The following is a 24,110-nucleotide window of genomic DNA, read 5'->3' on the forward strand; positions in this document are numbered from 1 at the left end:
GACGGGAAAGCTCCGGCGACACCGGGCTTACCGGAACAGCGCCGCGTAACGGTCGCGATAGGCCCAGACCAGCATCGAGCCCAGCACCACCAGGATCACCGCGACCGGCAGGCCCTGCGGGTTGATCGTGGCATGGAACAGCACGATCACCGCCATCACGGGGGCGATCAGCGCCAGCCCGAAGGCCGGCACGACATTCGAGATCAGGCTGAGCGCGCCGGTCAGGTTGATCGCCTTGATGAAGGGCCAGATGAAGCCTGAATCCTGCAAGGCGGTCTCGAAGACGACGCCGCGCGGGCTGGTCGGCGGATGGATCAGGTTCGCGCCTGTGGCGAGCCACCAGAAGCCGTCGACGGCGCTGATCAGGAAGATCACCCCGAGCAGGACACGCGGGATGGTGACGAGGAAGAAAGTCTTCATGGAAATCCGGACCGATGGAAGAAGCGCTCCGGGATCGCTGGCAACCAGCGCCGGAGCCATCCTTGGTCGCGGCTCACAATGGTCCGGTTCAATCATGTGGCGAAAATTCCGACGCGCCCGGCAAGCCAGCCCACGCGCTTGTGAGATGCGCTGGCGCCCTCTGCCGTCCATGAGGAGCACAACAGCCACGCACGCAACATGTCTCGCCCCATGAACAGCACCCAGACCCGCCGCTTTCTGCTTCAGCTCGCCGGTGCGGCTTCGCTCGCAGGCGCCGCCAGCTTCGCCGCTCGCGCCGAGGGCGGCCCCGTCGCCGCGCCGTCCGCCGGGCCGGGCTTCGCCAGCAAGACGCCGATCCGGATCGGCGCTGCCGCGCTCAAGGTGCGCGATATCGAGCGGATGACGAGCTACTACCGCGACGTCATCGGCCTCGCCGTGCTGGCGCGCGGTACCACCTCCGTCACCCTCGGCACCAGCGAAGGCGCCCTGCTGACGCTGGAGCCGAAGCCGGGCGCCGCCCTGGAGCCGCCGACCGCAGCCGGGCTCTTCCACATCGCCTTCCTGATGCCGAGCCGGCGGGACCTCGCGCGCTGGCTGGTCCATGTCGCGCGCAACCAGACCCCGCTGACCGGCTTCGCCGACCACAGCGTCAGCGAGGCCGTCTATCTCAACGACCCCGAGGGCAACGGCATCGAAGTCTATGCCGATCGCCCGGCCGAAAACTGGCGCTGGGACAACGGCCGTGTGGTGATGGGCACGCACCGGCTCGATGTCGACGGCATCCTGTCGCTGACGAATACAGCCATCGCCGACTACGCCAAGGCGCCGGACGGGCTTCGCATCGGGCATATCCATCTGCGCGTCGGCGATGTCGATGCCGGCGACAGGTTCTACAAGGACCTGCTCGGACTGGCCCCGACCAGCCGGCGCGACACGGCGAGCTTCCTGTCTTCAGGCGGCTACCATCATCATCTCGCGCTCAACACCTGGAACAGCGCCGGCGCCGGACGGCGTGACGAAGCCGGCACCGGGCTCGCCTGGTTCTCGCTGATGACGCAAAGGCCGGAACTGATGGCAGCGCAGGCCGAGCGCCTCGCCGGTGCGAAGCTCGCGGCCGCGCCGGTCGCCGGAGGCTTCGAGAGCCTCGATCCCTGGGGAACGCGCGTCAGGCTGCTGCAGGGCTGAATTCGCCCTGCCCGGCCCTCACATCGTCGCACCGATCTGCCAGGGCACGTATTCGGCATCGCCATAGCCGAGCTCTTCGGATTTCGAGCGCTCGCCCGAGGCGATCTTCAGCAGCTTGTCGAAGATCTCGCGGCCCTTCTGCTCGAGGCTGACGCCGTCGAGCACGTCGCCGCAATTGATGTCCATGTCGTCGATCATCTTCTCGTAGATCGGCGTATTGGTCGCGAGCTTCACCGAGGGCGTCGGCTTGCAGCCATAGGCCGAGCCGCGCCCGGTGGTGAAGGCCAGGATGTTCGAGCCGCCGGCCACCTGCCCGGTCGCCGCGACGGGATCGTAGCCGGGCGTGTCCATGTAGACGAAGCCCTTCGCCTTCACCGGCTCGGCATAATGGTAGACCGCCGAGAGCGTCTTGGTGCCGCCCTTGGCGGCCGCGCCCAGCGACTTCTCCAGGATGGTGGTGAGCCCGCCCGCCTTGTTCCCCGGCGAGGGGTTGTTGTTCATGCTCATCCGGGCGCGCTCGGTGTAATCCTCCCACCACTTGATGATGCCGACGAGCTTCTCGCCGACCTCGCGGGTGGCGGCGCGACGCGTCAGCAGATGCTCGGCACCGTAGATCTCGGGGGTCTCGGAGAGGATCGCCGTGCCGCCATGCTCGACGAGGATGTCGACGGCGGCGCCCAGCGCCGGATTGGCGGTGATGCCGGAATAGCCGTCCGAGCCGCCGCATTGCAAAGCCAGCATCAGCTCGGAGGCCGGCACCGTCTCGCGCACGGCACGATTGGCGATCGGCAGCATCACCTTTAGCGCATCGATGCCGGCGGCGACCGCCTTCTTCGTGCCGCCGGTCTCCTGGATCGTCAGCGTGCGGAAGGCGTCGCTCTCGGTGACGCCATAGGCTTCCTTCATGCGGCTGATCTGGAAGCCCTCGCAGCCCAGCCCGACGACGAGCACCGCCGCCATGTTCGGATTGCAGGCATACCCCCAGGTCGTGCGCTTCAGCACCTCGAAGCTCTCGCCATTATAGTCGATGCCGCAGCCCGTGCCATGGGTCAGCGCGATCACGCCGTCGACATTCGGGTAGTCGGCGAGCAGGCCGGAGCGCTTGACCTCCTCGGCCATGAAGCGCGCGGCCGAGGCCGAGCAGTTCACCGAGGTCAGGATCCCCACATAGTTGCGCGTGCCGGCCTTGCCATTGGCCCGGCGGAAGCCCTCGAAGGTCGCCTGCTGCTCGACCGGCAGCACGAATTCGGGCTTGGCCTCCGCGGCGAACGCATAGTCGCGATCGAAGGCATGGAAGCCGGTATTGTGCTCGTGCACCCAGTCGCCCGGCACGATATCGGCCGTCGCGAAGCCAATGATCTGGCCGAACTTGCGGATCGGCTGATCCTTCGCGATCGGCACGATCGCCATCTTGTGCCCGCGCGGGATGCGCTTGAGCGCCTCGACACCGGCCGCTGTCACGCCGAGATCGACGGGATCGACGGCGACGACGACATTGTCGGCAGCGTTGAGCTTGAGCGTGCGGGGCGGCGCGGATTTGTCGAGCATGGCGGAAACCGGAACCTCTCGGCACCGCGACGGCGGCGCACGTCCCTAGAGATGCCCCCAACCGGCGGTCTTTTCAATCGGTTCAAATCAGAAGGCCAGGTGCTCCGGCCTGACCTGCCCTCTTTGCCTGCTCATGCCGTTCCGGCTGCGGGCTTCGCTTCCGTGCAGACTTGTCCGGTTCTTTGGACTATCCAGAAGGCATCGGCCGACAGGATGGTGATCATGCAGCTCCGTTCCACGCTCACCTGCCCGCATTGCGGTCACCAAGCGACCGAAACGATGCCGACCGACGCCTGCCAGTTCTTCTATGAATGCGCCGGCTGCAACACCGTTCTCCGTCCCAAGCAGGGCGATTGCTGCGTCTACTGCTCCTATGGCGACATGCCCTGCCCGCCGATCCAGGAAGCCAGGCGGACCGGGCAGCCCTCGCATTGCTGCAGTTAGGCAAGATCGAGGCTCCGGGACCGGGCCGCCCGAACCACGGTTCACGCAACAGTAACCATCCAAGCCGATGTATCGGCTCAGGCCTTCCTGAGAGATACCCGATGCTGACGCGCCGCTCGTTTACCTTTCCCGCCCTGTCCATCGCGGCAACGGACCTGGCCGGATGCGGCTCGCGAAGCATCGTCGCCCTGCCCGAGATCGGCCAGAGCCCGCGAGGTCTCTCGACCCGGACGCTTTCGCGGCCGAACTATGCTGAGGTCTACACCGAATATCCCGGCGAGCGCTTCCCGATCATGGCGATCGACTATCAGCGCATCGATTCCCGCTATCTCAGGCAGACGGTCGAGTTTCCGCGCGACGAGAAGCCGGGCTCGATCGTGGTCGATCCCGCCGGCTATCACCTCTATTTCGTGGAATCCCCGCGCGTCGCGACGCGCTACGGCGTCGGCGTCGGCCGTGAGGGCTTCGGCTGGTCCGGCGCGGCCCGGATCAACATGAAGCGCGACTGGGCCGATTGGGTTCCGCCTCCCGAGATGATCGCGCGTGATCCCGCGATCAGGGCCCAGCTCGAGCAGACGCCGCGCGGGCTCGGCGTGCGCGGTGGCTCGAAAAGCCCGCTCGGCGCCCGCACGCTCTATCTCTTCGGCGAGGGTCGCGATCTCGGCTATCGCATTCATGGCACATTCGAGCCCTACACAGTCGGCACCAATGTCTCTTCAGGTTGCATCCGGATGATCAATCAGGACATCGCCCATCTCTACGCGCGCGTCGCACCCGGCACGCCGGTGACCGTTCTGCCCGTGTGACATCGCCAGATGAACGGCAGCCGACAGATCGGTTCAGGTTTCGTTGAGGGGCGGCGTGGTTTGATCGCCATCGAAAGGAGTTTGCCATGCGCAAGCTGTTGATTTTTGCCGCGATTGCAATCGGGAGCGCGCTCGCCGCACCGGCTATGGCCTCCGAGGCCCTGCCGCAGGCCCTGGCCGAGCGCCTCGACAAGGCGCCGGCCGAGTATTCCTGGTCGGCTGCGGCCGAGCGTCGGCACATGATCATAGAAGAGACCATGCGCCAGCAGCGCTATGGCCGTGGTGGTGGCTACGGCCCACCGCGAGGCTATGGTCCGCCGCGCGGTTATGGCTACGGCTATGGCCCCGGTCCGGGCTGGGGTCCGCCGCCGCCGCGCTATTATCCGCCTCCGCCGCCTCCGGGCTGGTGGTGATCGCAAGAGCGACGGGCAACCGTCGCTCTTTTTTCGCCCGCGCCATCAAGCCTTTGGCGCAGAGCAGGCCCACGACGAAGGCTGGTACTTGCCAGCCCAGCCCTGTGGCGGCAATCTCCGCCCGGCTATCGAGTTCAACGCGTGTGTGCCGGAGCGAGACCTCGCCGGGCAGCAGGACATGGGAAATCCCGGATCATGATCATTGACGGTAGGAATGCCGGTGCCGGCGAGATGGCTTCGCCCGGGCGCCGGTCGGGGCTTGTCGATCGCCGCTCGTTCCTGGTCGGCTCGGCGGCCGGCCTCGGCGCGCTGGGGCTCGGCGGCTGCGCTGCGACCGACGGCATGAGCCTCGCCGAGGCGCAGCAGGTCTATGGGCCGGTGCCGGACAAGAAATTCGCGATTCCCGCCGCCGACGTCACCAAGGTCGATCGGAAATACTGGCGCCGCACCGTCCGCTACGAGACCAAGGAAGAGCCGGGCACCATCATCGTCGACCCCGCCAATTACTATGTCTATCGCATCGAGGGCGACGGCAACGCTACTCGCTACGGCGCCAATGTCGGCCGCGACGGCTTCCGCTGGAACGGCGACGCCTATGTCGGGCGGAAGTCGGAATGGGCGACCTGGACGCCGCCGCCGGAAATGATCAAGCGCCAGCCCGAAGCCGCCAAATACGCGCGCGGCATGCCCGGCGGCCTCGACAACCCGCTTGGCGCTCGCACCCTGCATCTCTACCAGAACGGCCGCTATACACTCTACACGATCTACGCATCGAGCGACGAGGAATCGATCGGCTCCGGCATCACCAGCGGCTGCGTCGGCTTGCTCAGCCAGGACATGATCGATCTCTATGATCAGACACCGGTCAAGACGAAGGTGGTCGTTCTTCCGGCCTGAGCCGAGTACATCAACCCGGATCGACAGGGCGGCGCCTGAGCGCCGCCCTTCTTCATGGAGGGGTAGCGCATGTCCGTTGCCGTGAGACTGCGCAGCCTTGCCGGCATCTATGGCGTTGCACGGCTCGGCCCCGCCTCTCCCATCCCGAACTGGTTCGATGGCCCCGGTTTTTCCGCGCTGATGAGCGCCGAGGACGAGCTGACACTCGTCTGCCTGCAGGAGCGAATGCCGGAAGCCGTTGAAGCCGAGAGGAACTGGCGCTGCTTCCGCAGCCTCGGCCCGATCCCCTTCAACGCGACCGGAATCGTGCAGGCACTGATCGAACCACTGTCCACCCAGGGCATCGGTGTTTTCGTGGTCTGCACCTTCGACGGCGAGCACATTCTCGTCGCCGATGCCGATTGGGAGCAATCGAGAAGTCTGCTCGAGCAGGCAGGCCATGTCTTCGAAGTTTAGAGGCCGCTGTTCCGACCCATGCAACCAGCTACCGTTAACAGCATGACCGATCTCGTCATTCGCGCAGCGGAGCAGGCCGACCTGCCCGCACTTCAGGGTCTCTACCGCCACCTCAACCCTGATGATGCACCCTGCCCCGACGACATGGCGGCGGAGATTCTGGAAAAGCTGCGGAGCTTCGAGGGCAGCGCCGTCCTGCTTGGCTTTCTCGGCAGCGACCTCGTGGCGAGCTGCACTGTGATCGTGATCCCGAACCTGACGCGGGGCGGAACGCCCTATGTGCTGATCGAGAACGTCGTCACCGACACCGGCTATCGCAACCGGGGGCTTGGGAAGGCCATTCTGCAAGCTGCCATGGATCGCGCCTGGGCAGCCGGATGCTACAAGGCGATGCTCATGACCGGCTCGAAGAAACCGTCCACGCTGGCCTTTTACGAGGCTGCCGGCTTCGAGCAATCCAAGACCGGCTTTCAGGCCAGGCGGCTTCCGGTCCGCGCGGAATAGGGAGTGGACCGCGCCATCCTTCGCTGCCCCTCTCTCGGCGCAGCAACATCCGCAGCTTGGCGAGCGCGGATGAATCGGCCTCGTGATAGTCGATCATCGTGCGGAAAGCCCCCTCGCCGGTCATCAGATAGACATTGGCCGTGTGGTCCATGGTATAGCCACCATCGGCCGGGATCTTCTTCGCATAGGCCTTGAAGGCTCCAAGCGCGGCATCGACCTGCTCCTGCGAACCGGTCAGGCCGACCACGCCCGGATCGAAGGATTGCAGATAGAGCGCGAGTTGCGCAGGCGTGTCGCGCTCCGGATCGACCGTGATCAGCAGGATCTTCAACCGCGCCGCATCCGCGCCCAGCTGCCGGGTGAGGTTGCCCAGCCGCAAGAGCGTGGTCGGGCAGACCTCCGGGCAATGCGTGAAACCGAAGAACACGGCGAGCGGGCTGCCGCGGAAATCCGCATCCGTCACCGCCTTGCCGGTGTGATCGGTGAGCGAGAACGGGCCACCAATCGTGGTCGCCTGTTCAGTCCGCGACCGATCCGACATCCACCACCCCATGAGGATCGAGGTGGAAACGAAGCCGACGACCAGGACGAGCGCCCAGGCGCCATAACGCACGAATTTCAGCATGAGCGGCCGGCCCAGCGGTTCACCCGGCGCTGATACGCCAGATAGGGCGCGCCGAGATCGCGGCGCAGCACGCCCTCCTCGATCCGGACCTGTAAGGCGATTGCGACGGGCACCGCGAGCGCGAGCGCCAGCTCAACCAGACCCGGCCGGACAAGGAACAAGCCGATGAATAGCAGCGCCTGACCGACGAAGGCCGGATTTCGCGAGAAGGCGAAAGGGCCGCTATCGACGATCGGGCCGATCTCGCCCTCGGCCGCGCCGATGCGCCAGGACCGCCCCATATGGAGCTGGGCCCAGAGGGCCAGCACCGCGCCGACAATCACGAGCGTCAAGCCGGGAACACCGGAAAGCCCGCCGAACGGCGCCTCCCCGCCAAGCCAGCCACGAACCGGCGGCCAGAGCACGCCTCCGGCAAAGCCGAGCTTGAACAGGAGCGCCGGCAGGCGCTGCGATCGGCTGCCGCGGGAGAAGATCCAGACCGGCTGGCCGCGCGCGCGCGCCTGCTTCAGCGACAGGAACAGGAAGGTTCCGACATAGCCGAGCGTGACCAGATAGGCGGCAATCTCTGTCTTGGACAAAACACGGTCTCCGGCTCACAGCGGCGGCGGGACCTCTCGTCTACAAGCTGGAGTCACTAGAGCTTCAAGCCCCAATCGGAAGCGGAGTTCAATGGCGCCCGATGCCGCAGGCTCCGGCTCCGGCCAACGAAAAACCCCGGCCTCGCGGCCGGGGTTCGCAAACGCAACTGAACTCATGGAAGCGCGGCAGCCTGACAGCTGCCGGCCGAAATCACGCCTTCGGGGCGGCCGGAACAACCTTGGCCACGATGCCTTCGAACGGCTTGTAGGCGTCCTTGGCGAGAGCGGCATAGAGCTCGCCCATCTTGGTGACCTGGGCGACGGCGCCCTCGAACGAGGTCTTGATGAAATCGGCCTGGATCTCGAGGGCCTTGTCGAAGGTCTTCACGCCAGCGAGCTTCTCGAGCGTGGCGGTGCCGGCCTCGAAGGACTTCTTGGCATAGTCGGTGGTCTCGACGGCGATCGCCTGCACGCCCTTCGAGGTGGTGCCGAAAGCCTTCAGAGCGGCGTCGACATTGTCCTTGGAAGCCTTCTGGATGGTCTCGAACTGCTGGATCATGGGTCGTCTCCTTGGCACTCTGCGGTGCCGCCTCAGGTGATTGGGCCGGAGCGGCCCGATAGCTGCCCCAAGGTCGTGTGACCGTGATCACCACCGGGGACTGCCCGTATATTGTGCATTGCAACATGAATGTCAAGGGAACGCTGCAATGCACCAAGCGCAGATCGTTCCACTGGCAACCGTTCAAGTTTTAACGGCTCCGTAACCGCATCCGCCTAACCTCTCCAACTGTGTCCCCTGCGCCACGATGAGCCAGGCGTGGGATCGGCCCATGGTTGTGTGTTCGAGGCGGGTCATGTTGTCTGGTTGCGTTGGGTTGCGGCGGCCGCGTCTGCGGGCTGTTGCCGGTCTGATCGGTGTCGTCGCGGTTGCGGCCACGATCGCCTCCTCCCCCGCCGAGGCGCGCAAGCGCCGTCATGCGGCCGGTGGCGGCTATACCCCCCCTTATGCTGCGATGGTGGTCGACGCGAAGACCGGCCGCACCTTGCATGCGGTCAACGAGGATGCCGCGCGCATCCCGGCTTCGCTGACCAAGGTCATGACGCTCTACATGCTGTTCGAGCAGATGGAGCGCGGCCGCTTCACCATGGATTCCGAGCTCAGGGTCTCGTCCTACGCGGCCTCGCAGCCGCCGACCAAGCTCGGCCTGCGCGCCGGCTCGACCATCGCGGTCGAGGACGTGATCAAGAGCATGATCACGCTCTCCGCCAACGATTCCTCAGTCGTCGTCGCCGAGAACATCGCCGGTTCCGAGGAGGCTTTCGCCGAGCAGATGACGCGCAAGGCGCGCTCGCTCGGCATGAGCTCGACCCGCTTCTACAACCCGCACGGCCTGCCCCATTCTCCGCCGAACATCACGACGGCGCGCGACCTCACGATCCTCGCACGCGCCATCCAGGAGCGTTTCCCGAAATATTACCCGCTCTTCTCGATGCGGGCGTTCCAGTACGGCAGCCGCACGATCCGCGGGCATAACCGCCTGCTCGGCAAGGTCGAGGGCGTCGACGGCATCAAGACCGGCTACACCCGCGCCTCCGGCTTCAACCTGATGACCTCGGCCAAGGCCGAAGGCCGGCATGTCGTCTCGATCGTGCTCGGCGGCCGCTCCGGCGCCTCTCGCGACAAGATCATGACCGATCTCGTGCTGGCCAGCCTGCCCCGCGCCTCGACCAGCGGCCGTTCCTCCGTGATGGTCGCCGAGGCCCCGGAGCCGGAGGAGCGCCCGCGTTCGATCCAGCAGGCGGCCGCGGCCGAGCCCGCGCCGATCCCGGTGCCGCGTCCGCGCCAGCAGCCGCAGGTCGAGGAGCAGCCTGCTCTCCCGGCCGCCGCGCGCGCCTATGCCCCGATGCCGACCACCACGCCGATCGCGCCGCCGCGGCCGGTCGCCGTCGCCGGTGGCCAGCCGCTGCAGATCTCCGGCATGCGCCCGGTCGCTGCCACCACGACGCCCTCGGCCATGCGCTGGTCGATCGGTGCCCAGCCGTCCGATGCCAAGGTCCTGCGCCCGCCGGCGAATGTCGACGTCACCTCCTCGATCGCCAGGGCGCCCGAGCCCGTCGCCGAGCCGGTGAAGGTCGCGGAAGCCAAGATCGACGTTCCCGCAGCGCCGGTCGCCCGCAAGATCGAAGCCGCTCCCGCCAAGGTTCAGGTTCAGGAGCCGGCTCCCGCAATGTCGCATCAGGCCGCGATCGTCGCCTCCGGCAAATGGGTGATCCAGCTCGGCGCCACCGATGACGAGGGCAAGGCCAAGGAAATCCTGGCCCGGGCCAAGGCCAAGGCTTCCAGCTCGCTCGCCAGCGCCTCGCCCTTCACCGAGAAGGTCGCCAAGGGTGGCTCCACCCTCTTCCGTGCCCGCTTCGCCGGCTTCGACGACTCGAAGGATGCGCAGAACGCTTGCAACCAGCTGAAGCGCGGCGGTTTCTCCTGCTTCGCCACCCGCACCTGACCAAGGACCAGGGAAAGGAGTTCACGACATGTCGCAGACCCACTCCCCGACCCCTTCGCTAGCGCTGCTTCAGAAGGACGTCCTTGGCCTGGTTGACGCGAGCGGCAAGGCCGCTGGTGCCCCCGGCATCCGGGTGGATGCGCTTCATCAGGGCCCGATGGGCTTCGCGGACCGCCTCCTCGCCCGCCCCCGGCTGAAGCCCCACGATATCGTAGGCCTCCTGCTGCGTCATCGCGCCCGCGCCCGGCGCGCCGCGCTGCCCCGTGTCGCCATTACGCTGAGCGTCTTCACGCCAGCCGGGCGACCGGCGGTCGAGATATGCCTCTAGCAGGCGAGCGCCGTCCGGATCGCGCGTGAGGCAATCGCGCATCAGCGCGGCCAGCTCAGCCATATCGAGACTGTCGAGCGCCCGCCCCGCATAGGGGCCGGCGGTGACGGTGCCAACCATTGCACCGCTGTCGTGGTCGAGCTCCATTTCCAGCAGCGTCGACTTGACCTTCGAGGTCGCGCCCGGCGTCGGCCCGGAGCGATCGGCCCAGGGAAAGCGGATGCCACCCGGCCCGGTCGCGCTCCAGCCGAGCAGCCACGCGCCGACACCGCCGAGGAAGATCGCCATGTCCATCCGGCCGCGCACCATCAGGAGCCCGGCGACACCGAGCGCGGCGACGCCTCCGCCGGTCTTCGCTAATCGCGCCAGCACCTTGGGATTGGCCCCGGCGAACAGTTTCACCAGCCACCAGACGAGGATCAGGACGGCAACGCCGTAGAGCAGACTCACCGGCGTCCTCCATCCATCGCGGTGATCAGCCCCTTCACCGCCGGGGTCGAGCCCGCCAGCCGCAGCATCGCCTCGCGCCCGCCGGCCGCATAGGCCGCCGCGCCGCGCAGGAGGTCGAGCAGGGACGCCGGCGCATTCACGTCGAAACGAGCATGGGCACCGCCGGTCAGGCGGGCGATCGTCGCGAAGGCCGCGCTCGCCGCCGGATCATGCCCCTCCTGGAAGACGAAGCCGCGGATGCCGCGCAGACCGAGCTCGCCGGCAAGCGCCGCCAGGGCATCGACATCCTCCTCCATCGCATCGCCGACATAAACGAAGGCGCGTACCGGCACGGTCTTGGCCTCGTCGCGGATATGACGCAGCACGCGGGCGATCTGGGTCTGGCCGCCCTCGCAGGCAATGCGGCGCATCAACCCGGTCAGGCGCGCAGGCTCGCCGACCCAGCCCGAGGCGCGGCACTCGCCGATCCCCCTGAAATAGACGAGCTGCACAGCAAGCCCACCGCTTTGCGAGGTGACGTCGAACATTCGCGCCTGCAGCGAGCATGCGAGATCCCAGGTCGGCTGGCGGCTCATCGTGGCGTCGAGCGCGAAGACGAGCCGCCCCGCCTGCCCGGTCGCCAAGGGCGCGAGCTGCTTCGCCGCGCCGAGAAAGCGGTCGATCTCGCCCGGCTGCGAATGCGTCGCCGGCGTGGTCGCTCCCGCCTTGCCGACAGCCCGGTCCTTCCTCTCGCTCATCGACCCCTTCGATCCACCTGAATCATCCTTTGCCCTGATATTGGCCATGGCGGCGGCATTTGCTACCCGTGCGCCGAACGGAGGACGCGATGTCCCTTCAGCCTTCATCCTGAGGAGCAAGCGAAGCTTGCGTCTCGAAGGATGCTCCAGATGGTTCCGGAGCCTGCTGGACCATCCTTCGAGACGCCGCTGACGCGGCTCCTCAGGATGAGGGCTGAGGAGAGCAGCGCAGGCGGGAAAGGTCGGAAAGTGACTGGAATCACGGTTTTCGAGACGGTCGCCGCGATGCGCGAAGCCGTCGCCGGCTGGCACGCTGCCGGCGAGAAGGTCGCGCTGGTGCCGACAATGGGCGCGCTGCACGAGGGCCATATCGCGCTGGTGAGCGAAGGCCAACGCCACGCGAAGCGGGTGATCGTCACGATCTTCGTCAACCCGACGCAGTTCGCGCCGCATGAGGATTTCAAGAAATACCCGCGCACCTTCGACGACGATTGCGCCAAGCTCGTCGCGGCGGGTGCCGATGCGGTGTTCTTCCCCTCGGTCGAGGAGATGTATCCGGCTGGCTTCGCCACCCGCGTGCTGCTGCTCGGCCCGGCCGCCGTCGGGCTGGAGGACCGCTTCCGCCCGACGCATTTCGAGGGCGTCGCGACCGTCTGCTGCAAGCTGTTCACGCAGTCGCGCGCCGACTGCGCGATCTTCGGCGAGAAGGACTATCAGCAGCTCAAGGTCGTGACCCGCATGGCCGCCGATCTCGATCTCGGTATCAGGATCATCCCGCTGGCGACGATCCGCGAAGCGGATGGCCTCGCCATGTCCTCGCGCAACCGCTATCTCTCGAACGAGCACCGGGCACTGGCGCCGTTGCTCCAGCGCGTGATGCAGGACCTCGCCGCGCGCATCCGCAACCGCGACGACCTGTTCAAGGCGGTCGCTGATGCCCAGAACGAGATCATCACGGCCGGCTTCGAGCTCGACTATCTGGAAGCGCGCCATGCCGAGACGCTGGCGCCGGTCGCCTCGCTGGCGGACGGCCCGATCCGCCTGATCCTCGCGGCGCGCATCGGCAGCACGCGTTTGCTCGACAATATTGCGGTGTGAGCCGGAGTCGAGGTCGAGACACCAAACACGGCTCTAGAGATGGCGTTCGACATCCATGCGCTGATGCAGAATGCGGATCACGTCGATTCCAGCAGCCGATAGGCGATAGAAGACCACATGCGAGCCGACAGCGTACTTGTAATAGCCGTCTCGAACATCGACTGCCCGCCCCTTCTTCCGGCCACAGCTGAGCCCCTCGAAAGCAGAGATGAGGCTGGCGTGATAACTTTCGGCCTGTTCCGCCGACCAGCGTCGCTCTGTCCAGAACCAGATACGTTCGAGGTCTGTAACCGCCAGTCGAGAGAGGCGATAACCGGCCTCAGCCATGCCTGGCGCGCATCCGCTGCAGAAATGCGCCGTTGTCGAACGGCTCCGGCTCGCCGGATTCCTCGCCGGTAATCAGCGCGTCCTGCAGGGCTTTCACGCGCGCCTCGTGTGTTTCCAGCAGGCGCAGGCCAGCACGCACGACTTCACTCGCCGAACCATACCGGCCGCTTTGCACCTGCTCGCCAATGAAGTGGCTGAAATGATCGCCCAGCGCGATCGAAGTGTTCTTTGTCATCCATCGCTCCCGAATGCCAATAAGTACCAAATATTGGTAGGGCGAGCAATGAATCCTAGAGCAGCCCCAACCCCGCCAGCTCGCGACGCAGCTCCTCCGGCATCTCGCCGACATCGCCGCCATGCTCGGAGAGGTCGCGCGGGGCGTCCTTGGCCTGCAGGTAGCGCCAGCCCTGGAAGGGCCGGAACGGCCGCGGCTCGACCGGCACCACGACCGGCTCCATCACCAGATGGCAGCGGCCGATGCCCTCGGCATCGGAGAAGGGGCGGATATCGGTCAGGCGCTGACGCGCCGAAATCTGGCCCTTGATCACCCAGTAGAGCGAGCCGCCATCGAGGATCTCCTCGATCTTCTTCGGCACCATGCGGGTGGTGTGCAGTTGCTCGGCCGGCTCGCCACGGGCGCGGCGCTGCGCCTGACGCTCGGCGATCCAGTCCTCGAGATCGCTGATCGATTCCGCGCCGACGCAGAGCTTGAGCAGATGTAGGGGCATGGCCGCAAAATAGGCCTCGGAACGCCAGCCGACCAGCCTCCCCGCTTATTCTCCACAGCCCGGCGTCAACCGCGATGCTCCGGCACGCCGATGATGGCGTGCATATCGAAAATGTCGCCGTAGAAAGGTTTGGCCAGCCTCGGCTCGGCGGTTAGCATGTCCGCCACAACACGCTTCATCGTCATACTCATTTCCTGGACAGGCTACGGACGCTCCATCATGCGCGGACTTGCAGGCAAGGTCATTCTCGTCACTGGTTCCTCGACCGGCATCGGCTTCGCGATGGCCGAGCGCCTCGTCACTGAGGGCGCCAAGGTGCTGATCCACGGGCGCGACGCGGCGGAAGTCGATGCGGCCGTCGCGAAGCTCGGCACGGCGACGGCAGGCGCGACCGGCGACCTCGCCGAGCCCGCGACCGCCCAGGCCATCGTCAACGCCACGGTCGCCGCCTTCGGCCGCATCGACGGGCTCGTCAACAATGCCGGCATCTATCCGCGCGGCATCCTGACCGAGACCACCGCCGCCTTCTTCGACCATATGTTCGCGATCAACACCCGCGCGCCGTTGCTTTGCGCCGAGGCCGCGATCCGCGCCTTCCGTGCCCAGAAATCGCCCGGCGCCATCGTCACCGTCGGCTCGATCAACTCCTATTGCGGCCTCTCGAACCTCACGGTGTATTCGATGTCGAAGGGCGCGCTGATGACGATGACGCGCAATCTCGCCAACACGCTCGGCCCCGAGCACATCCGCGCCAACCAGCTCAACGTCGGCTGGACCTGGACCGCCAACGAGGACGCGACCCAGCAGCGCGAAGGCCGCAAGCCCGGCTGGCAGAACCATCTCCCGCTGCGCGATGCCCCGACCGGCCGGATCATGCAGCCGGAGGAGATCGCCGCGCACACCGCTTTCTGGCTCTCGGAGGACAGCGCACCGGTCTCCGGCCAGATCTACGAGGCCGAGCAGTTCCCGGTGATCGGCCGCGGATGAGCCGGATTTCCGGGACGGTCTTCGAACCCTGGCTCGCCCGCTGGGGCCTCGTCGCGGACGGCAAGCCGATCAGGACCCATGCCAGCCATCTGCTGCCGGTCCTTCAGGACGGCGCGCCGGCCATGCTGAAGCTGCCCGAGGTCGAGGACGAGCGGCGCGGCTACCTGCCGCTGGGCTACTGGAACGGCGACGGCGCCGCCCGCCTGCTCGCCCGCAGCGGGAACGGCGAGGCGATGCTGATCGAGCGCGCCACCGGCCAGCGCTCGCTCGCTTCCATGGCCCGCAGTGGCGCCGCTGGCGACGATGAAGCCACCTCCATCCTCTGCGATGCCATAGCAGGACTTCAGAAGCCGCGCGGCCCAGCCCCCGCCGGGCTGATCCCGCTCGATATCTGGTTCAAGGACCTGTTTCCGGCAGCTGCCCGGCACGGCGGCTTGCTCGTCCGAGCCGCGGCGGAGGCGAGCGCGCTGCTGCCGGTCCAGCAGGAGATCATGCCGCTCCATGCCGACCTGCATCATGACAACGTCCTCGATTTCGGGGAGCGCGGCTGGCTCGCCATCGATCCGAAATCGGTGATCGGCGACCGCGCCTTCGAATACACGATCCTGTTCTGCGACCCCGACCTTGCCGATCCCGAGCCGCCCGTCGCGGTCGCGCCCGGTGCCTTCGAGCGCCGGCTGGAGATCGTGCTGGCGAAGTCGGGGCTGGAGCGGCAGCGCCTGCTGCGCTGGATCATCGCGTGGTGCGGATTGTCGGCAAGCTGGTTCCTGGAGGACGAGGACCCACTGGTGGAGATCAACCTGACGATCTTGGAAAGAGCGGCCGCGGCGCTGGCCGACTAGCACTCCCTTCACTCCAATCCTCGTCATCCCGGACGGAGCGATGCGGAGATCCGGGATTCATGCCTGAACCGATCCGGAATGGATCCCGGATCGGCGCGGCTTCGCCGCTTGTCCGGGATGACACGAACAGGGACATCCGAAGCGGAATCAATTCCTCAGCGATCGCCCGCAAGCGATTCCATCGACTCGCCTATTCCCCCAGCACGACCACCTTCGCGCCCTCCGCGACCTGCGCGCCGGGCTCGCCCGCGACCTCGCTGACCGTGCCGTCACGCGGGGCGGTGAGGACATGCTCCATCTTCATCGCCTCGACGATGGCGAGGCGCTGGCCCTTGGTTACGGCCTCGCCCGGCGCCACGAAGAGCGCCACGAGCTTGCCGTGCATCGGCGCCTTGACCACGCCGCCCGAGCCGGCCGCCGCATCGAGATCGACGCTGAACGGATCGAACAGCGAGACCGCCGTCTGCCGCCCGCGATGCAGCGCGAACCAGATGCCACTCTCGCCCTCGGCCAGCGCGATCTCGTGTTCACCTTCGCCGATCTCGTGACCGGGCAGGCTGACGCGGGCGTCGTCGCCATGCCACTCGATCCGGGCATCGATACGCTCGCCATCGACCGTCAGCGGCAGGCCCAAGGGCTGGCGTGGCATCAGCGAGAAGGCGTCGGGGTCGAGCCAGGGTGAGCGCGCCTCGCCCTCAGCCCGGCCCGCGGCCGCAATCATGCCCGCCGCCTGCCGCTCCTCCTCGAGCTGCAAGGCCGCCGCTGCGACTGCCGCCGCATCGAGCGGCTGCGGCTCGGCGCCGAGCGCGCTGATATTGCGGTCGATGAAGCCGGTATCGAACGGCCCCTTCCGGAAGCCCTCGGCCTCGGTCAGCTTCTTCAGGAAGGCGAGATTGGTGCGCGGGCCGGCGACCACCGTCTCGCCAAGAGCTGAACCCAACCGATCGAGCGCCTCGTCGCGCGTCGCACCGTGGGCGATCACCTTGGCGATCATCGGGTCGTAGAACGGCGTCACCGTATCGCCCGCCTCGACGCCGGTATCGATGCGAATGCCCTCGCCTTCCGGGAACTGCAGCGCCCAGAGCTTGCCGGTCGAAGGCAGGAAGCCCTTCTCCGGGTCCTCGGCATAGAGCCGCGCCTCGACAGCATGGCCCGTGGCCGAGACGTCCGCCTGCGTGAAGCCGAGCGGCTCGCCCGCCGCGACCTTCAACTGCAACTCGACGAGATCGAGCCCGGTGATCGCCTCCGTGACGGGATGCTCGACCTGGAGCCGCGTGTTCATCTCCATGAACCAGAAGCCATCGGCCTTCAGGCCGTCGCGCCCGTCGGCGATGAACTCGACCGTACCGGCCCCGACATAGCCGACCGCCTTCGCGGCCTCGGTCGCTGCCTTGCCCATGGCGGCGCGGACCTCGGCGCTCATGCCCGGCGCTGGCGCCTCCTCGATCACCTTCTGGTGGCGGCGCTGCAACGAGCAGTCGCGCTCGTAGAGATGCACGACATTGCCATGGCTGTCGCCGAAGACCTGGATTTCGACATGGCGCGGCGAGAGCACATATTTCTCGACCAGCACGCGCGCATCGCCGAAGGCGTTCTGGCCCTCGCGCTGGGCACTGGTCAGGGCGTCCGCGAAATCTTCCGCACGGTCGACCTTCTTCATGCCCTTGCCGCCGCCGCCCGCAACCGCCTTGATCAGCACGGGATAGCCAATGCGCTCGGCCTCCTTCGCCAGGAAGGCGACATCCTGTTCGGCGCCGTGATAGCCCGGCACCACCGGCACGCTGGCCTTCTCGACCAGCGCCTTGGCGGCGTCCTTCAGGCCCATCGCCCGAATGGCCGAGGCCGGCGGGCCGACGAAGACGATGCCGGCCGCGGCGCAGGCATCGGCGAACTCGGCATTCTCGGAGAGGAAGCCGTAGCCCGGATGGATGCAGGCGGCGCCCGCCTCCTTGGCAACGGCGAGGATCTTATCCGCGTCGAGATAGCTCTCGCGAGCCGGGGCCGGGCCGATATGATAGGCCTCGTCCGCCATCTGCACGAACAGCGCCTCGGCATCGGCATCCGAATAGACGGCGATGGTGCGCAGGCCCAGCCGCTTGGCCGTGCGGATCACCCGGCAGGCGATCTCGCCGCGATTGGCGATCAGGATGGAGGGCAGCTTGGCGGCGATCGTCATGGCGGCGGCATCCTCAGGAGACGTGCCGCCTTTATAGCCCGCCCGTGGCGTCTGTCTGCGCCTTGTTGCGCAAACCGGTTTGGGATGCTTCCGAATCCACGCTCCGCCGCAGCGACCGCCAGATCGCCCATGTCGCCTGGAAGCAGATGCCGGCGACGACGAGGTCGAACAGATATTCCGGCCAGCGCACCGGCGCGACGCGGGCGGCGAGCCCGACCAACGCGAAGCCGGTGGTCGAGATCGTGTCGTTGCGGCTCGACAGCCAGGTCGCCTTGATGACCGGGTTCTCCTCGCGCCGGAAGCGCCAGAGCGCCCCAACGACGAGGAAGGCGATGACGATCGCGCTCGCCGCCGCGAAGCCGAGCGTCCAGACCTCGATCGGCCGTGGCCGGACGACCTTGTCCCAGAGATCGTAGAGCGTGTGCAGCCCGGCCACCGCCATGACCGCGCCGATCGCCACGGCCGCCAGCCGCTCGATCCGCGCATCGCGGCCGAAGACGATCGCCGCGATGCCATAAAGCGCGACGTCGTAGACCCAGTCGACGCCGTCCTTGAAGAGCTGGGCATTGCCGATGGCGAGTGCCCACGCGACGGTCGCCACCGCCTGGATCAGGATGCCGAGCGCGATGCCCCAGATGGTGAGCGTGTAAGCGCGGGCAGTCCTGCTATTGACGCCTTGACCGTCATGGTCGGGCTTGTCCCGACCATCCACGTCTTCAGGAGCTTGCGGCAGGCTGGCAGCTGACAAGGTCGCGCTCCGATGAGAGCTTCGTCTGTCTCATGCCCTTGGTAGCGGCGGCAAGACGTGGATGGTCGGGACAAGCCCGACCATGACGATAGCGGCTGTCGTTGCCCTCACCCCCGTCCGACGAGCGGCGCCTTGGTCGCCATCACGGTGACGAACAGCACGTTCGCCTCGGGCGGCAGGCCGGCCATGTGCAGCACGGTCGTCGCGACATGCTCGACATCCATCACCGCCTCGACCTTGATCGTGCCGTCCGCCTGCGGCACTCCCGTCGTCATCTTGCGCGCCATTTCGGTCAGCGCGTTGCCGATATCGACCTGGCCCACGGCGATGTCGTATTTGCGCCCGTCGAGCGCCGCCGTCTTGGTCAGGCCCGAGATAGCATGCTTCGTCGCGGTGTAAGCGACGGAATTCGGCCGCGGCGCATGGGCCGAGATCGAACCGTTATTGATGATACGCCCACCCTGGGGCACCTGGTCCTTCATCGCCTTGAAGGCGGCCTGGGTGCAGAGGAACGGCCCGGTCAGGTTGGTGTCGACGACCTTCTGCCAATCCTCCAGCGAAAGGTCCTCCAGCAGCACGCCGCCCGGCGCGTTGACGCCGGCATTGTTGAAGAGAACATCGACGCGGCCGAAGGCTTCCTTCGTCCTGGCGAACAGGTTCTCGACCGAGGCCTTGTCGGTGACGTCGGTCGGCACGGCGAGCGCACGGCCCTTGTCGACGCCGGAGAGCTGGATCGTCTCTTCGAGCGCATCCGCCCGGCGGCCGGCCAGCACGGTGCGATAGCCGTCCTTCAGGAAGGCGATGGCGACCGAGCGCCCGACGCCCGAACCGGCGCCGGTGATGATCGCGACCTTGTTATGTCCCGCCATGCGTTTCCCCGTGTTTCCCTAGACCTAAATCGTTTGAGATGGCGTCCGACCATAACGGGCGAAACCGCCCAGGGGAACCACGGGATGGCCTGCGCTCCATGCGCTTGCCGCCCGCCATCCGTGCCGTATCGTTGTAGTCGGGAGGACGACGCGATGACCAGCCTGAACCGCCGCCATCTGCTTGCGGCCGGCGCCGCCGCGCTTGCCAGCCCGGCATTGGCCCAGCAGCAGGGCCACGAGCATCACGGCCCGCAATACGAGCGGCTCAGCCAGCCCGGCCGCATCGAGAAGCCGCCGCTGGCGGCAACGCAGAACGTCTTCGATTCGCCGGCCCCGAAAGCCGCCACGCCGGGCCGCTGGAGCGCCAAGGCGCCGCTGCCGCTGCCCCGCTCGGAAATGGCCTGGGCGACCGCCTTCGAGGACAAGATGCATGTCGTCGGCGGCTATGGCGAGCAGCGCACGGACCGGGCCTATCACCATGTCTACGACGGCAAGGCCGACAAGTGGAACGACGGCGCACCGCTGCCCCAGGGCGCCAACCATGTCGGCGTCGCCTTCCTCGACGGCAAGCTCTACGCCATCGGCGGCTTCCTCGAGCAGAACCGCAAGCCACATCCGCGCTGCTTCACCTACGATCCGAAGGCTGACCGCTGGGCCGAGATCGCCGCCCTGCCCCGTGCCGCCGGATCGACCGCCGTCGTCGGCCTCGGCGGCGTGCTGCATGTCATCGGCGGCGCGATCGGCGACACCACCGAGACAAAGCGCTCGATCGACTGGCATCTGGTCTACGACCCCAAGGCCGATCGCTGGAGCGAGCGCAGGCCGATGCCCACCGCCCGCGACCACACCGGCACGCTCGCCATCGGCAGCCTGATCCATGTCGCCGGCGGCGGCCCGGTCATGGGGGGTGGCGTGCAGAGCGCCGTGCACGAGGCGTTCTCGCTGGGGTGACGCACAAACCAGCCGTCATGCTGGGGCTTGACCCGAGCATCTCGGAAGCCAGTGCCCTCTCGTCCTGAGATTCTCGGGTCTTCCTGCGGTCCCCCGAGAATGACGCGCGGACGATCTCACATCCGGAACACGCCGAACTTCGTCTCGGGCACCTCGGCGTTGAGCGTCGCCGAGAAGGCCAGCGCCAGCACGCGGCGCGTCTCGGAGGGCAGGATGATGCCGTCGTCCCAAAGCCGCGCCGTCGCGAAATAGGGCGAGCCTTCTTCTTCGTAGCGGTTGCGGATCGGCGCCTTGAAGGCCTCCTCGTCGGCGGCCGGCCAGCTCTTGCCCTCGGCTTCGATATTGTCGCGGCGCACGGTCGCGAGCACGCTCGCCGCCTGCTCGCCGCCCATCACCGAGATCCGCGAGTTCGGCCAGGTGAACAGGAAGCGCGGCGAATAAGCCCGCCCGCACATGCCGTAATTGCCTGCGCCGAAGGAGCCGCCGACCAGCACGGTAATCTTCGGCACCCGCGCCGAGGCCACCGCCGTGACGAGCTTGGCGCCGTCCTTGGCGATGCCGCGCGTCTCGACATCGCGCCCGACCATGAAGCCGGTGATGTTCTGCAGGAAGAGCAGCGGAATCCGCCGCTGGCAGCACAATTCGATGAAATGCGCGCCCTTGACCGCGCTTTCCGAGAACAGGATGCCGTTATTGGCGATGATGCCGACCGGAATGCCGTGGATGCGCGCGAAACCCGTCACCAGCGTCGTGCCGTAGAGCTTCTTGAACTCGTCGAACTCCGAGCCGTCGACGAGCCGCGCGATCACCTCGCGGATGTCGTATTGCTTCTTGAGGTCGGTCGGCACAACGGCTTCCAGCTCGGCCGGATCGTAGAGCGGCTCGACCGGCTCGGCGATGTCGATATCCGGGCGCTTCACGCTGTTGAGGTTGCCGGCGATCCGCCGGGCGATCGCGAGCGCATGGGTGTCGTCGCCGGCGTAGTGATCGGCGACGCCGGAAAGGCGGGCATGCACGTCGGCACCGCCGAGATCCTCGGCCGAGACGACCTCGCCGGTCGCCGCCTTCACCAGCGGCGGGCCCCCGAGGAAGATCGTGCCCTGCTTCCGGACGATCACCGTCTCGTCCGACATCGCCGGCACATAGGCGCCGCCGGCGGTGCAGGAGCCCATCACCACCGCGACCTGCGGAATGCCCTCGGCCGAGAGCGTCGCCTGGTTGTAGAAGATGCGGCCGAAATGCTCGCGATCAGGGAAGACCTCGGTCTGGTGCGGCAGGTTCGCGCCGCCGGAATCGACGAGGTAGATGCAGGGCAAGCGATTCTCACGGGCGATCTCCTGCGCCCGCAGATGCTTCTTCACCGTCATCGGATAGTAGGTGCCACCTTTGATCGTCGCATCGTTGCAGACGATCATGCATTCGCGGCCGGCGACGCGGCCGATGCCGGCGATCATGCCGGCGGCATGGACATCGCCCTCATACATGCCGAAGGCGGCGAGCGAGCCGATTTCGAGAAAGGCCGAGCCCGGATCGGTCAGCCGCAATACGCGCTCGCGGGGCAGAAGCTTGCCGCGCGCCGTGTGGCGTTCGCGGGACTTGGCATTGCCGCCGAGCGCGGCGGTGGCGCGATGCTGCTGGAGTTCGTCGCGCAGGCCGGCCCAGGCTTCGGCATTGGCGCGCGTCTCGGCCGAATTCAGATCGACCTTGCTCTCGATGACAGGCACGGGCGCGCTCCTCGGTAACAATCTCTGCCGAGTTTATGGCGCGCCGCGTCGAAAACGCCAACCGGCGCGGACGCACGGACGCGGCCGTGCAAATCCGCGCCGCTGGATCGGCTCATTCCTGCATCTTGTTGATCGAGCCCGTGACGGACGGCGCCGCGACGGCGCCGATCGCGCCGCCGGCAATGGCCCCGATCGGCCCGCCGACGAGCGCGCCGGCTCCCGCGCCGGCCGCGGCGCCGGCAATGCGCTGGTCGGTCGTGTTGCAGCCTGCGAGCAGCAGGGCGAGGCCGCCTGCCAGGAAAAAGCTTCGCATCATGGTCCCCATCTTCAACCCAACCCCGAGGGCGAAGATGGCGGCGCCATGGCTAACGGTTGGTAAATCAGGCCTAAACTGTCGGTCCGAACACGCGCTCGAACGCCTCGCGCAGCACCGAGTCGACCTCCGGCATCGTCACCGGCAGCCCGAGATCGACGAGCGAGGTCACGCCATGCTGGCTGACGCCGCAGGGCACGATACCGTCGAAATGCGACAGGTCTGGCTCGACATTCAGCGAGATGCCGTGGAACGAGACCCAGCGCCGGACGCGGATGCCGATCGCGGCGATCTTGTCCTCGATGCCGGCGCCCTTGGTGGGCCGGCGGACCCAGACGCCGACGCGGTCCTCGCGCCGCTCGCCCCGAACATTGAAATCATCGAGCGCGCCGATCAGCCAGCCTTCCAGCGCGGCAACGAAGCGGCGCAGGTCCGGCTGGCGGCGCTTCAGGTCGAGCATGACATAGGCCACGCGCTGGCCGGGGCCGTGATAGGTGAACTGCCCGCCCCGCCCGGAGCGGAACACCGGGAATCGCTCCGGCGCGATCAGGTCCTCGTCGCGAGCCGAAGTACCGGCAGTATAGAGCGGCGGATGCTCGACCAGCCAGACGCGCTCGCGCGCCAGCCCGTCCGCGATCAGCCCGGCACGGGCCTCCATCTCGGCGACGGCCTCGTCATAGCCGACGAGCCCTTCGCTCACGACCCACTCGACCGGCTCGGACACCCCTTCCGGCAGGAAGGAGACGGCCAGTTCTTCACGCATCTTCACCATGGCTTAACCATGTTCCGCTCAAAGTTTCCGGGCTGGCGACACACCGGCACGGCCCTCGCAACGCCTCTTGCGCCCAAAACCGGCAGGCAGGCAAGTTTCGCTGGTCCAATTCTGAAGTAGGGTTCCGGAGACAGAACTTGAAGGCCGATCTCGATCTCGTCCCGGTGGAACTCACGGTGGTGCTCGGCCAGACACAGATGCCGATTTACAAGCTGCTCCGCCTCGGCCGCGGCGCCATCATCGAGCTGAACACCAGCGAGACCGACGAAGTCCAGATTCTCGCCAACAACCACCCCTTCGCCAAGGGAATCGTCGTGGTCAGCGGCGCGCGAATCTCCGTCGAGATCACCCAGATGCTCAAGCGCCCGACGATCTACACCCTGCAGACCGTCGCCGACGCCGCCTGAATCGCCCCGTCCTGGGGAAAAATCGCGCTTCTGCGTTTTTCCTTCATGACGCTCTTGTGGCGGCGGATTCGATTTGCTAGATCGGCGCCGCTCCCTGGTTGCACCGCCCGCAACCGGAACCGAGCTGCGGTCGTGGCGGAATTGGTAGACGCACTACCTTGAGGTGGTAGCGGGGAGACCCGTGGAGGTTCGAGTCCTCTCGACCGCACCAAATTCGGATGAAAGTCCAGCGAAAGGCGACCTTCGGGTCGCCTTTCGCGTTTCCGGGCGATA

General features: G+C 66.9%; 29 protein-coding genes and 1 tRNA gene. 14 read left to right on the top strand and 16 right to left on the bottom strand.

All coding sequences use genetic code 11. The annotated features are described in order from the left end of the window. Positions 1–27: 27 nt before the first annotated feature. Complete coding sequence (locus ACODTJ_RS18830; RefSeq protein WP_454656655.1) at positions 28–420, bottom strand: hypothetical protein; 393 nt, start codon at positions 418–420, stop codon at positions 28–30. Positions 421–630: 210 nt separating this feature from the next. Here ACODTJ_RS18830 and ACODTJ_RS18835 point away from each other — a divergent pair, with 210 nt between their 5' ends. Next, positions 631–1,605, top strand: coding sequence for a VOC family protein (locus ACODTJ_RS18835; RefSeq protein WP_454656654.1), 975 nt, complete (start codon positions 631–633; stop codon positions 1,603–1,605). Between the two features lie 18 nt (positions 1,606–1,623). Here ACODTJ_RS18835 and ACODTJ_RS18840 read toward each other — a convergent pair whose 3' ends face one another. Next, on the bottom strand, positions 1,624–3,153 hold the full coding sequence (locus ACODTJ_RS18840; RefSeq protein WP_488849576.1) for a UxaA family hydrolase: 1,530 nt from the start codon (positions 3,151–3,153) through the stop codon (positions 1,624–1,626). 222 nt (positions 3,154–3,375) lie between these two features. Here ACODTJ_RS18840 and ACODTJ_RS18845 point away from each other — a divergent pair, with 222 nt between their 5' ends. From ACODTJ_RS18845 to ACODTJ_RS18870, 6 genes are all read left to right on the top strand, one after another. Then, positions 3,376–3,597, top strand: a complete 222-nt coding sequence (locus ACODTJ_RS18845) for a GDCCVxC domain-containing (seleno)protein (RefSeq protein ID WP_454656652.1) — start codon at positions 3,376–3,378, stop codon at positions 3,595–3,597. A gap of 101 nt (positions 3,598–3,698) precedes the next feature. Beyond that, positions 3,699–4,403, top strand: a complete 705-nt coding sequence (locus tag ACODTJ_RS18850) for a L,D-transpeptidase (RefSeq protein ID WP_454656651.1) — start codon at positions 3,699–3,701, stop codon at positions 4,401–4,403. An 86-nt stretch (positions 4,404–4,489) separates the two neighbouring features. Beyond that, positions 4,490–4,816, top strand: coding sequence for a hypothetical protein (locus ACODTJ_RS18855; RefSeq protein ID WP_454656650.1), 327 nt, complete (start codon positions 4,490–4,492; stop codon positions 4,814–4,816). Between the two features lie 195 nt (positions 4,817–5,011). Continuing rightward, positions 5,012–5,713: a L,D-transpeptidase gene (locus ACODTJ_RS18860; RefSeq protein WP_454656649.1), complete on the top strand. Its 702-nt coding sequence runs from the start codon at positions 5,012–5,014 to the stop codon at positions 5,711–5,713. A 69-nt stretch (positions 5,714–5,782) separates the two neighbouring features. Then, positions 5,783–6,169 carry an ACT domain-containing protein gene (locus ACODTJ_RS18865; RefSeq protein WP_454656648.1) on the top strand — a complete coding sequence of 129 codons (387 nt, stop codon included), beginning with the start codon at positions 5,783–5,785 and terminating at the stop codon, positions 6,167–6,169. A 42-nt stretch (positions 6,170–6,211) separates the two neighbouring features. Continuing rightward, positions 6,212–6,673, top strand: coding sequence for a GNAT family N-acetyltransferase (locus tag ACODTJ_RS18870; protein WP_454656647.1), 462 nt, complete (start codon positions 6,212–6,214; stop codon positions 6,671–6,673). Here the strand turns inward: ACODTJ_RS18870 and ACODTJ_RS18875 are convergent. The 3 genes from ACODTJ_RS18875 to ACODTJ_RS18885 all read right to left on the bottom strand — a co-directional run bounded on the left by ACODTJ_RS18875 (position 6,564) and on the right by ACODTJ_RS18885 (position 8,435). Continuing rightward, on the bottom strand, positions 6,564–7,298 hold the full coding sequence (locus ACODTJ_RS18875) for an SCO family protein (protein WP_454656646.1): 735 nt from the start codon (positions 7,296–7,298) through the stop codon (positions 6,564–6,566). The two genes, ACODTJ_RS18870 and ACODTJ_RS18875, sit on opposite strands and share 110 nt — an antisense overlap. Next, positions 7,292–7,876: a methyltransferase family protein gene (locus tag ACODTJ_RS18880; RefSeq protein WP_454656645.1), complete on the bottom strand. Its 585-nt coding sequence runs from the start codon at positions 7,874–7,876 to the stop codon at positions 7,292–7,294. The genes ACODTJ_RS18875 and ACODTJ_RS18880 overlap by 7 nt, the downstream gene beginning before the upstream one ends. A gap of 211 nt (positions 7,877–8,087) precedes the next feature. Continuing rightward, entirely contained in the window at positions 8,088–8,435 is a 348-nt protein-coding gene (locus ACODTJ_RS18885; protein ID WP_454656644.1) for a phasin family protein, read from the bottom strand. 295 nt (positions 8,436–8,730) lie between these two features. Between ACODTJ_RS18885 and ACODTJ_RS18890 the strand changes: the two genes are divergently transcribed. Then, positions 8,731–10,380, top strand: coding sequence for an SPOR domain-containing protein (locus ACODTJ_RS18890; RefSeq protein ID WP_454656643.1), 1,650 nt, complete (start codon positions 8,731–8,733; stop codon positions 10,378–10,380). A gap of 58 nt (positions 10,381–10,438) precedes the next feature. On the opposite strand, the gene ACODTJ_RS18895 is transcribed toward ACODTJ_RS18890, so the two are convergent. Further along, complete coding sequence (locus ACODTJ_RS18895) at positions 10,439–11,158, bottom strand: J domain-containing protein (RefSeq protein WP_488849577.1); 720 nt, start codon at positions 11,156–11,158, stop codon at positions 10,439–10,441. Continuing rightward, positions 11,155–11,895 (bottom strand): VWA domain-containing protein, encoded by a 741-nt coding sequence (locus tag ACODTJ_RS18900; protein ID WP_454656641.1) that lies wholly within the window; start codon positions 11,893–11,895, stop codon positions 11,155–11,157. The genes ACODTJ_RS18895 and ACODTJ_RS18900 overlap by 4 nt, the downstream gene beginning before the upstream one ends. 207 nt (positions 11,896–12,102) lie before the next feature. On the opposite strand from ACODTJ_RS18900, the gene panC reads away from it, so the two are divergent. Further along, positions 12,103–12,993, top strand: coding sequence for a pantoate--beta-alanine ligase (gene panC, locus ACODTJ_RS18905; RefSeq protein WP_454658980.1), 891 nt, complete (start codon positions 12,103–12,105; stop codon positions 12,991–12,993). 33 nt (positions 12,994–13,026) lie between these two features. Here the strand turns inward: panC and ACODTJ_RS18910 are convergent, their stop codons facing one another. From ACODTJ_RS18910 to ACODTJ_RS18920, 3 genes are read right to left on the bottom strand one after another with little or no spacing between them, the layout of a single operon-like run. Then, positions 13,027–13,320: a type II toxin-antitoxin system RelE/ParE family toxin gene (locus ACODTJ_RS18910; protein WP_454656640.1), complete on the bottom strand. Its 294-nt coding sequence runs from the start codon at positions 13,318–13,320 to the stop codon at positions 13,027–13,029. Further along, positions 13,313–13,555: a type II toxin-antitoxin system ParD family antitoxin gene (locus ACODTJ_RS18915; protein ID WP_454656639.1), complete on the bottom strand. Its 243-nt coding sequence runs from the start codon at positions 13,553–13,555 to the stop codon at positions 13,313–13,315. Before ACODTJ_RS18915 ends, ACODTJ_RS18910 begins: the two co-directional genes overlap by 8 nt. A 55-nt stretch (positions 13,556–13,610) precedes the next feature. After that, positions 13,611–14,048 carry a DUF1489 family protein gene (locus ACODTJ_RS18920; protein ID WP_454656638.1) on the bottom strand — a complete coding sequence of 146 codons (438 nt, stop codon included), beginning with the start codon at positions 14,046–14,048 and terminating at the stop codon, positions 13,611–13,613. 219 nt (positions 14,049–14,267) lie between these two features. Between ACODTJ_RS18920 and ACODTJ_RS18925 the strand changes: the two genes are divergently transcribed. Next, the gene (locus tag ACODTJ_RS18925) at positions 14,268–15,035 is read left to right on the top strand and encodes an SDR family oxidoreductase (protein ID WP_454656637.1); all 768 of its coding nucleotides are present in this window, start codon (positions 14,268–14,270) and stop codon (positions 15,033–15,035) included. Next, a complete protein-coding gene (locus ACODTJ_RS18930) occupies positions 15,032–15,877 on the top strand; it encodes an aminoglycoside phosphotransferase family protein (RefSeq protein WP_454656636.1) in 846 nt (281 codons plus the stop codon). The genes ACODTJ_RS18925 and ACODTJ_RS18930 overlap by 4 nt, the downstream gene beginning before the upstream one ends. A gap of 190 nt (positions 15,878–16,067) precedes the next feature. Here ACODTJ_RS18930 and ACODTJ_RS18935 read toward each other — a convergent pair whose 3' ends face one another. From ACODTJ_RS18935 to ACODTJ_RS18945, 3 genes are all read right to left on the bottom strand, one after another. After that, positions 16,068–18,053, bottom strand: a complete 1,986-nt coding sequence (locus tag ACODTJ_RS18935) for an acetyl/propionyl/methylcrotonyl-CoA carboxylase subunit alpha (protein WP_454656635.1) — start codon at positions 18,051–18,053, stop codon at positions 16,068–16,070. 31 nt (positions 18,054–18,084) lie between these two features. Further along, positions 18,085–18,801 carry a cation efflux transmembrane domain-containing protein gene (locus tag ACODTJ_RS18940; RefSeq protein ID WP_454656634.1) on the bottom strand — a complete coding sequence of 239 codons (717 nt, stop codon included), beginning with the start codon at positions 18,799–18,801 and terminating at the stop codon, positions 18,085–18,087. A 107-nt stretch (positions 18,802–18,908) separates the two neighbouring features. Continuing rightward, positions 18,909–19,670: an SDR family oxidoreductase gene (locus ACODTJ_RS18945; protein ID WP_454656633.1), complete on the bottom strand. Its 762-nt coding sequence runs from the start codon at positions 19,668–19,670 to the stop codon at positions 18,909–18,911. 153 nt (positions 19,671–19,823) lie between these two features. On the opposite strand from ACODTJ_RS18945, the gene ACODTJ_RS18950 reads away from it, so the two are divergent. After that, positions 19,824–20,621, top strand: coding sequence for a Kelch repeat-containing protein (locus ACODTJ_RS18950; RefSeq protein WP_454656632.1), 798 nt, complete (start codon positions 19,824–19,826; stop codon positions 20,619–20,621). 116 nt (positions 20,622–20,737) lie between these two features. On the opposite strand, the gene ACODTJ_RS18955 is transcribed toward ACODTJ_RS18950, so the two are convergent. The 3 genes from ACODTJ_RS18955 to lipB all read right to left on the bottom strand — a co-directional run bounded on the left by ACODTJ_RS18955 (position 20,738) and on the right by lipB (position 23,430). Beyond that, positions 20,738–22,345, bottom strand: coding sequence for a carboxyl transferase domain-containing protein (locus ACODTJ_RS18955; protein WP_257735166.1), 1,608 nt, complete (start codon positions 22,343–22,345; stop codon positions 20,738–20,740). A gap of 112 nt (positions 22,346–22,457) precedes the next feature. Continuing rightward, on the bottom strand, positions 22,458–22,661 hold the full coding sequence (locus ACODTJ_RS18960) for a hypothetical protein (protein WP_454656631.1): 204 nt from the start codon (positions 22,659–22,661) through the stop codon (positions 22,458–22,460). A gap of 70 nt (positions 22,662–22,731) precedes the next feature. Next, positions 22,732–23,430 (bottom strand): lipoyl(octanoyl) transferase LipB, encoded by a 699-nt coding sequence (lipB, locus tag ACODTJ_RS18965; RefSeq protein WP_454656630.1) that lies wholly within the window; start codon positions 23,428–23,430, stop codon positions 22,732–22,734. A 137-nt stretch (positions 23,431–23,567) separates the two neighbouring features. Here lipB and ACODTJ_RS18970 point away from each other — a divergent pair, with 137 nt between their 5' ends. Together ACODTJ_RS18970 and ACODTJ_RS18975 are read left to right on the top strand one after the other, a co-directional pair. Continuing rightward, positions 23,568–23,837 (top strand): FliM/FliN family flagellar motor switch protein, encoded by a 270-nt coding sequence (locus ACODTJ_RS18970; RefSeq protein WP_454656629.1) that lies wholly within the window; start codon positions 23,568–23,570, stop codon positions 23,835–23,837. Between the two features lie 126 nt (positions 23,838–23,963). Next, a tRNA-Leu gene (locus ACODTJ_RS18975) sits at positions 23,964–24,048 on the top strand. Positions 24,049–24,110: the final 62 nt, after the last annotated feature.

This window comes from Allobosea sp. FG18, from assembly GCF_057809495.1.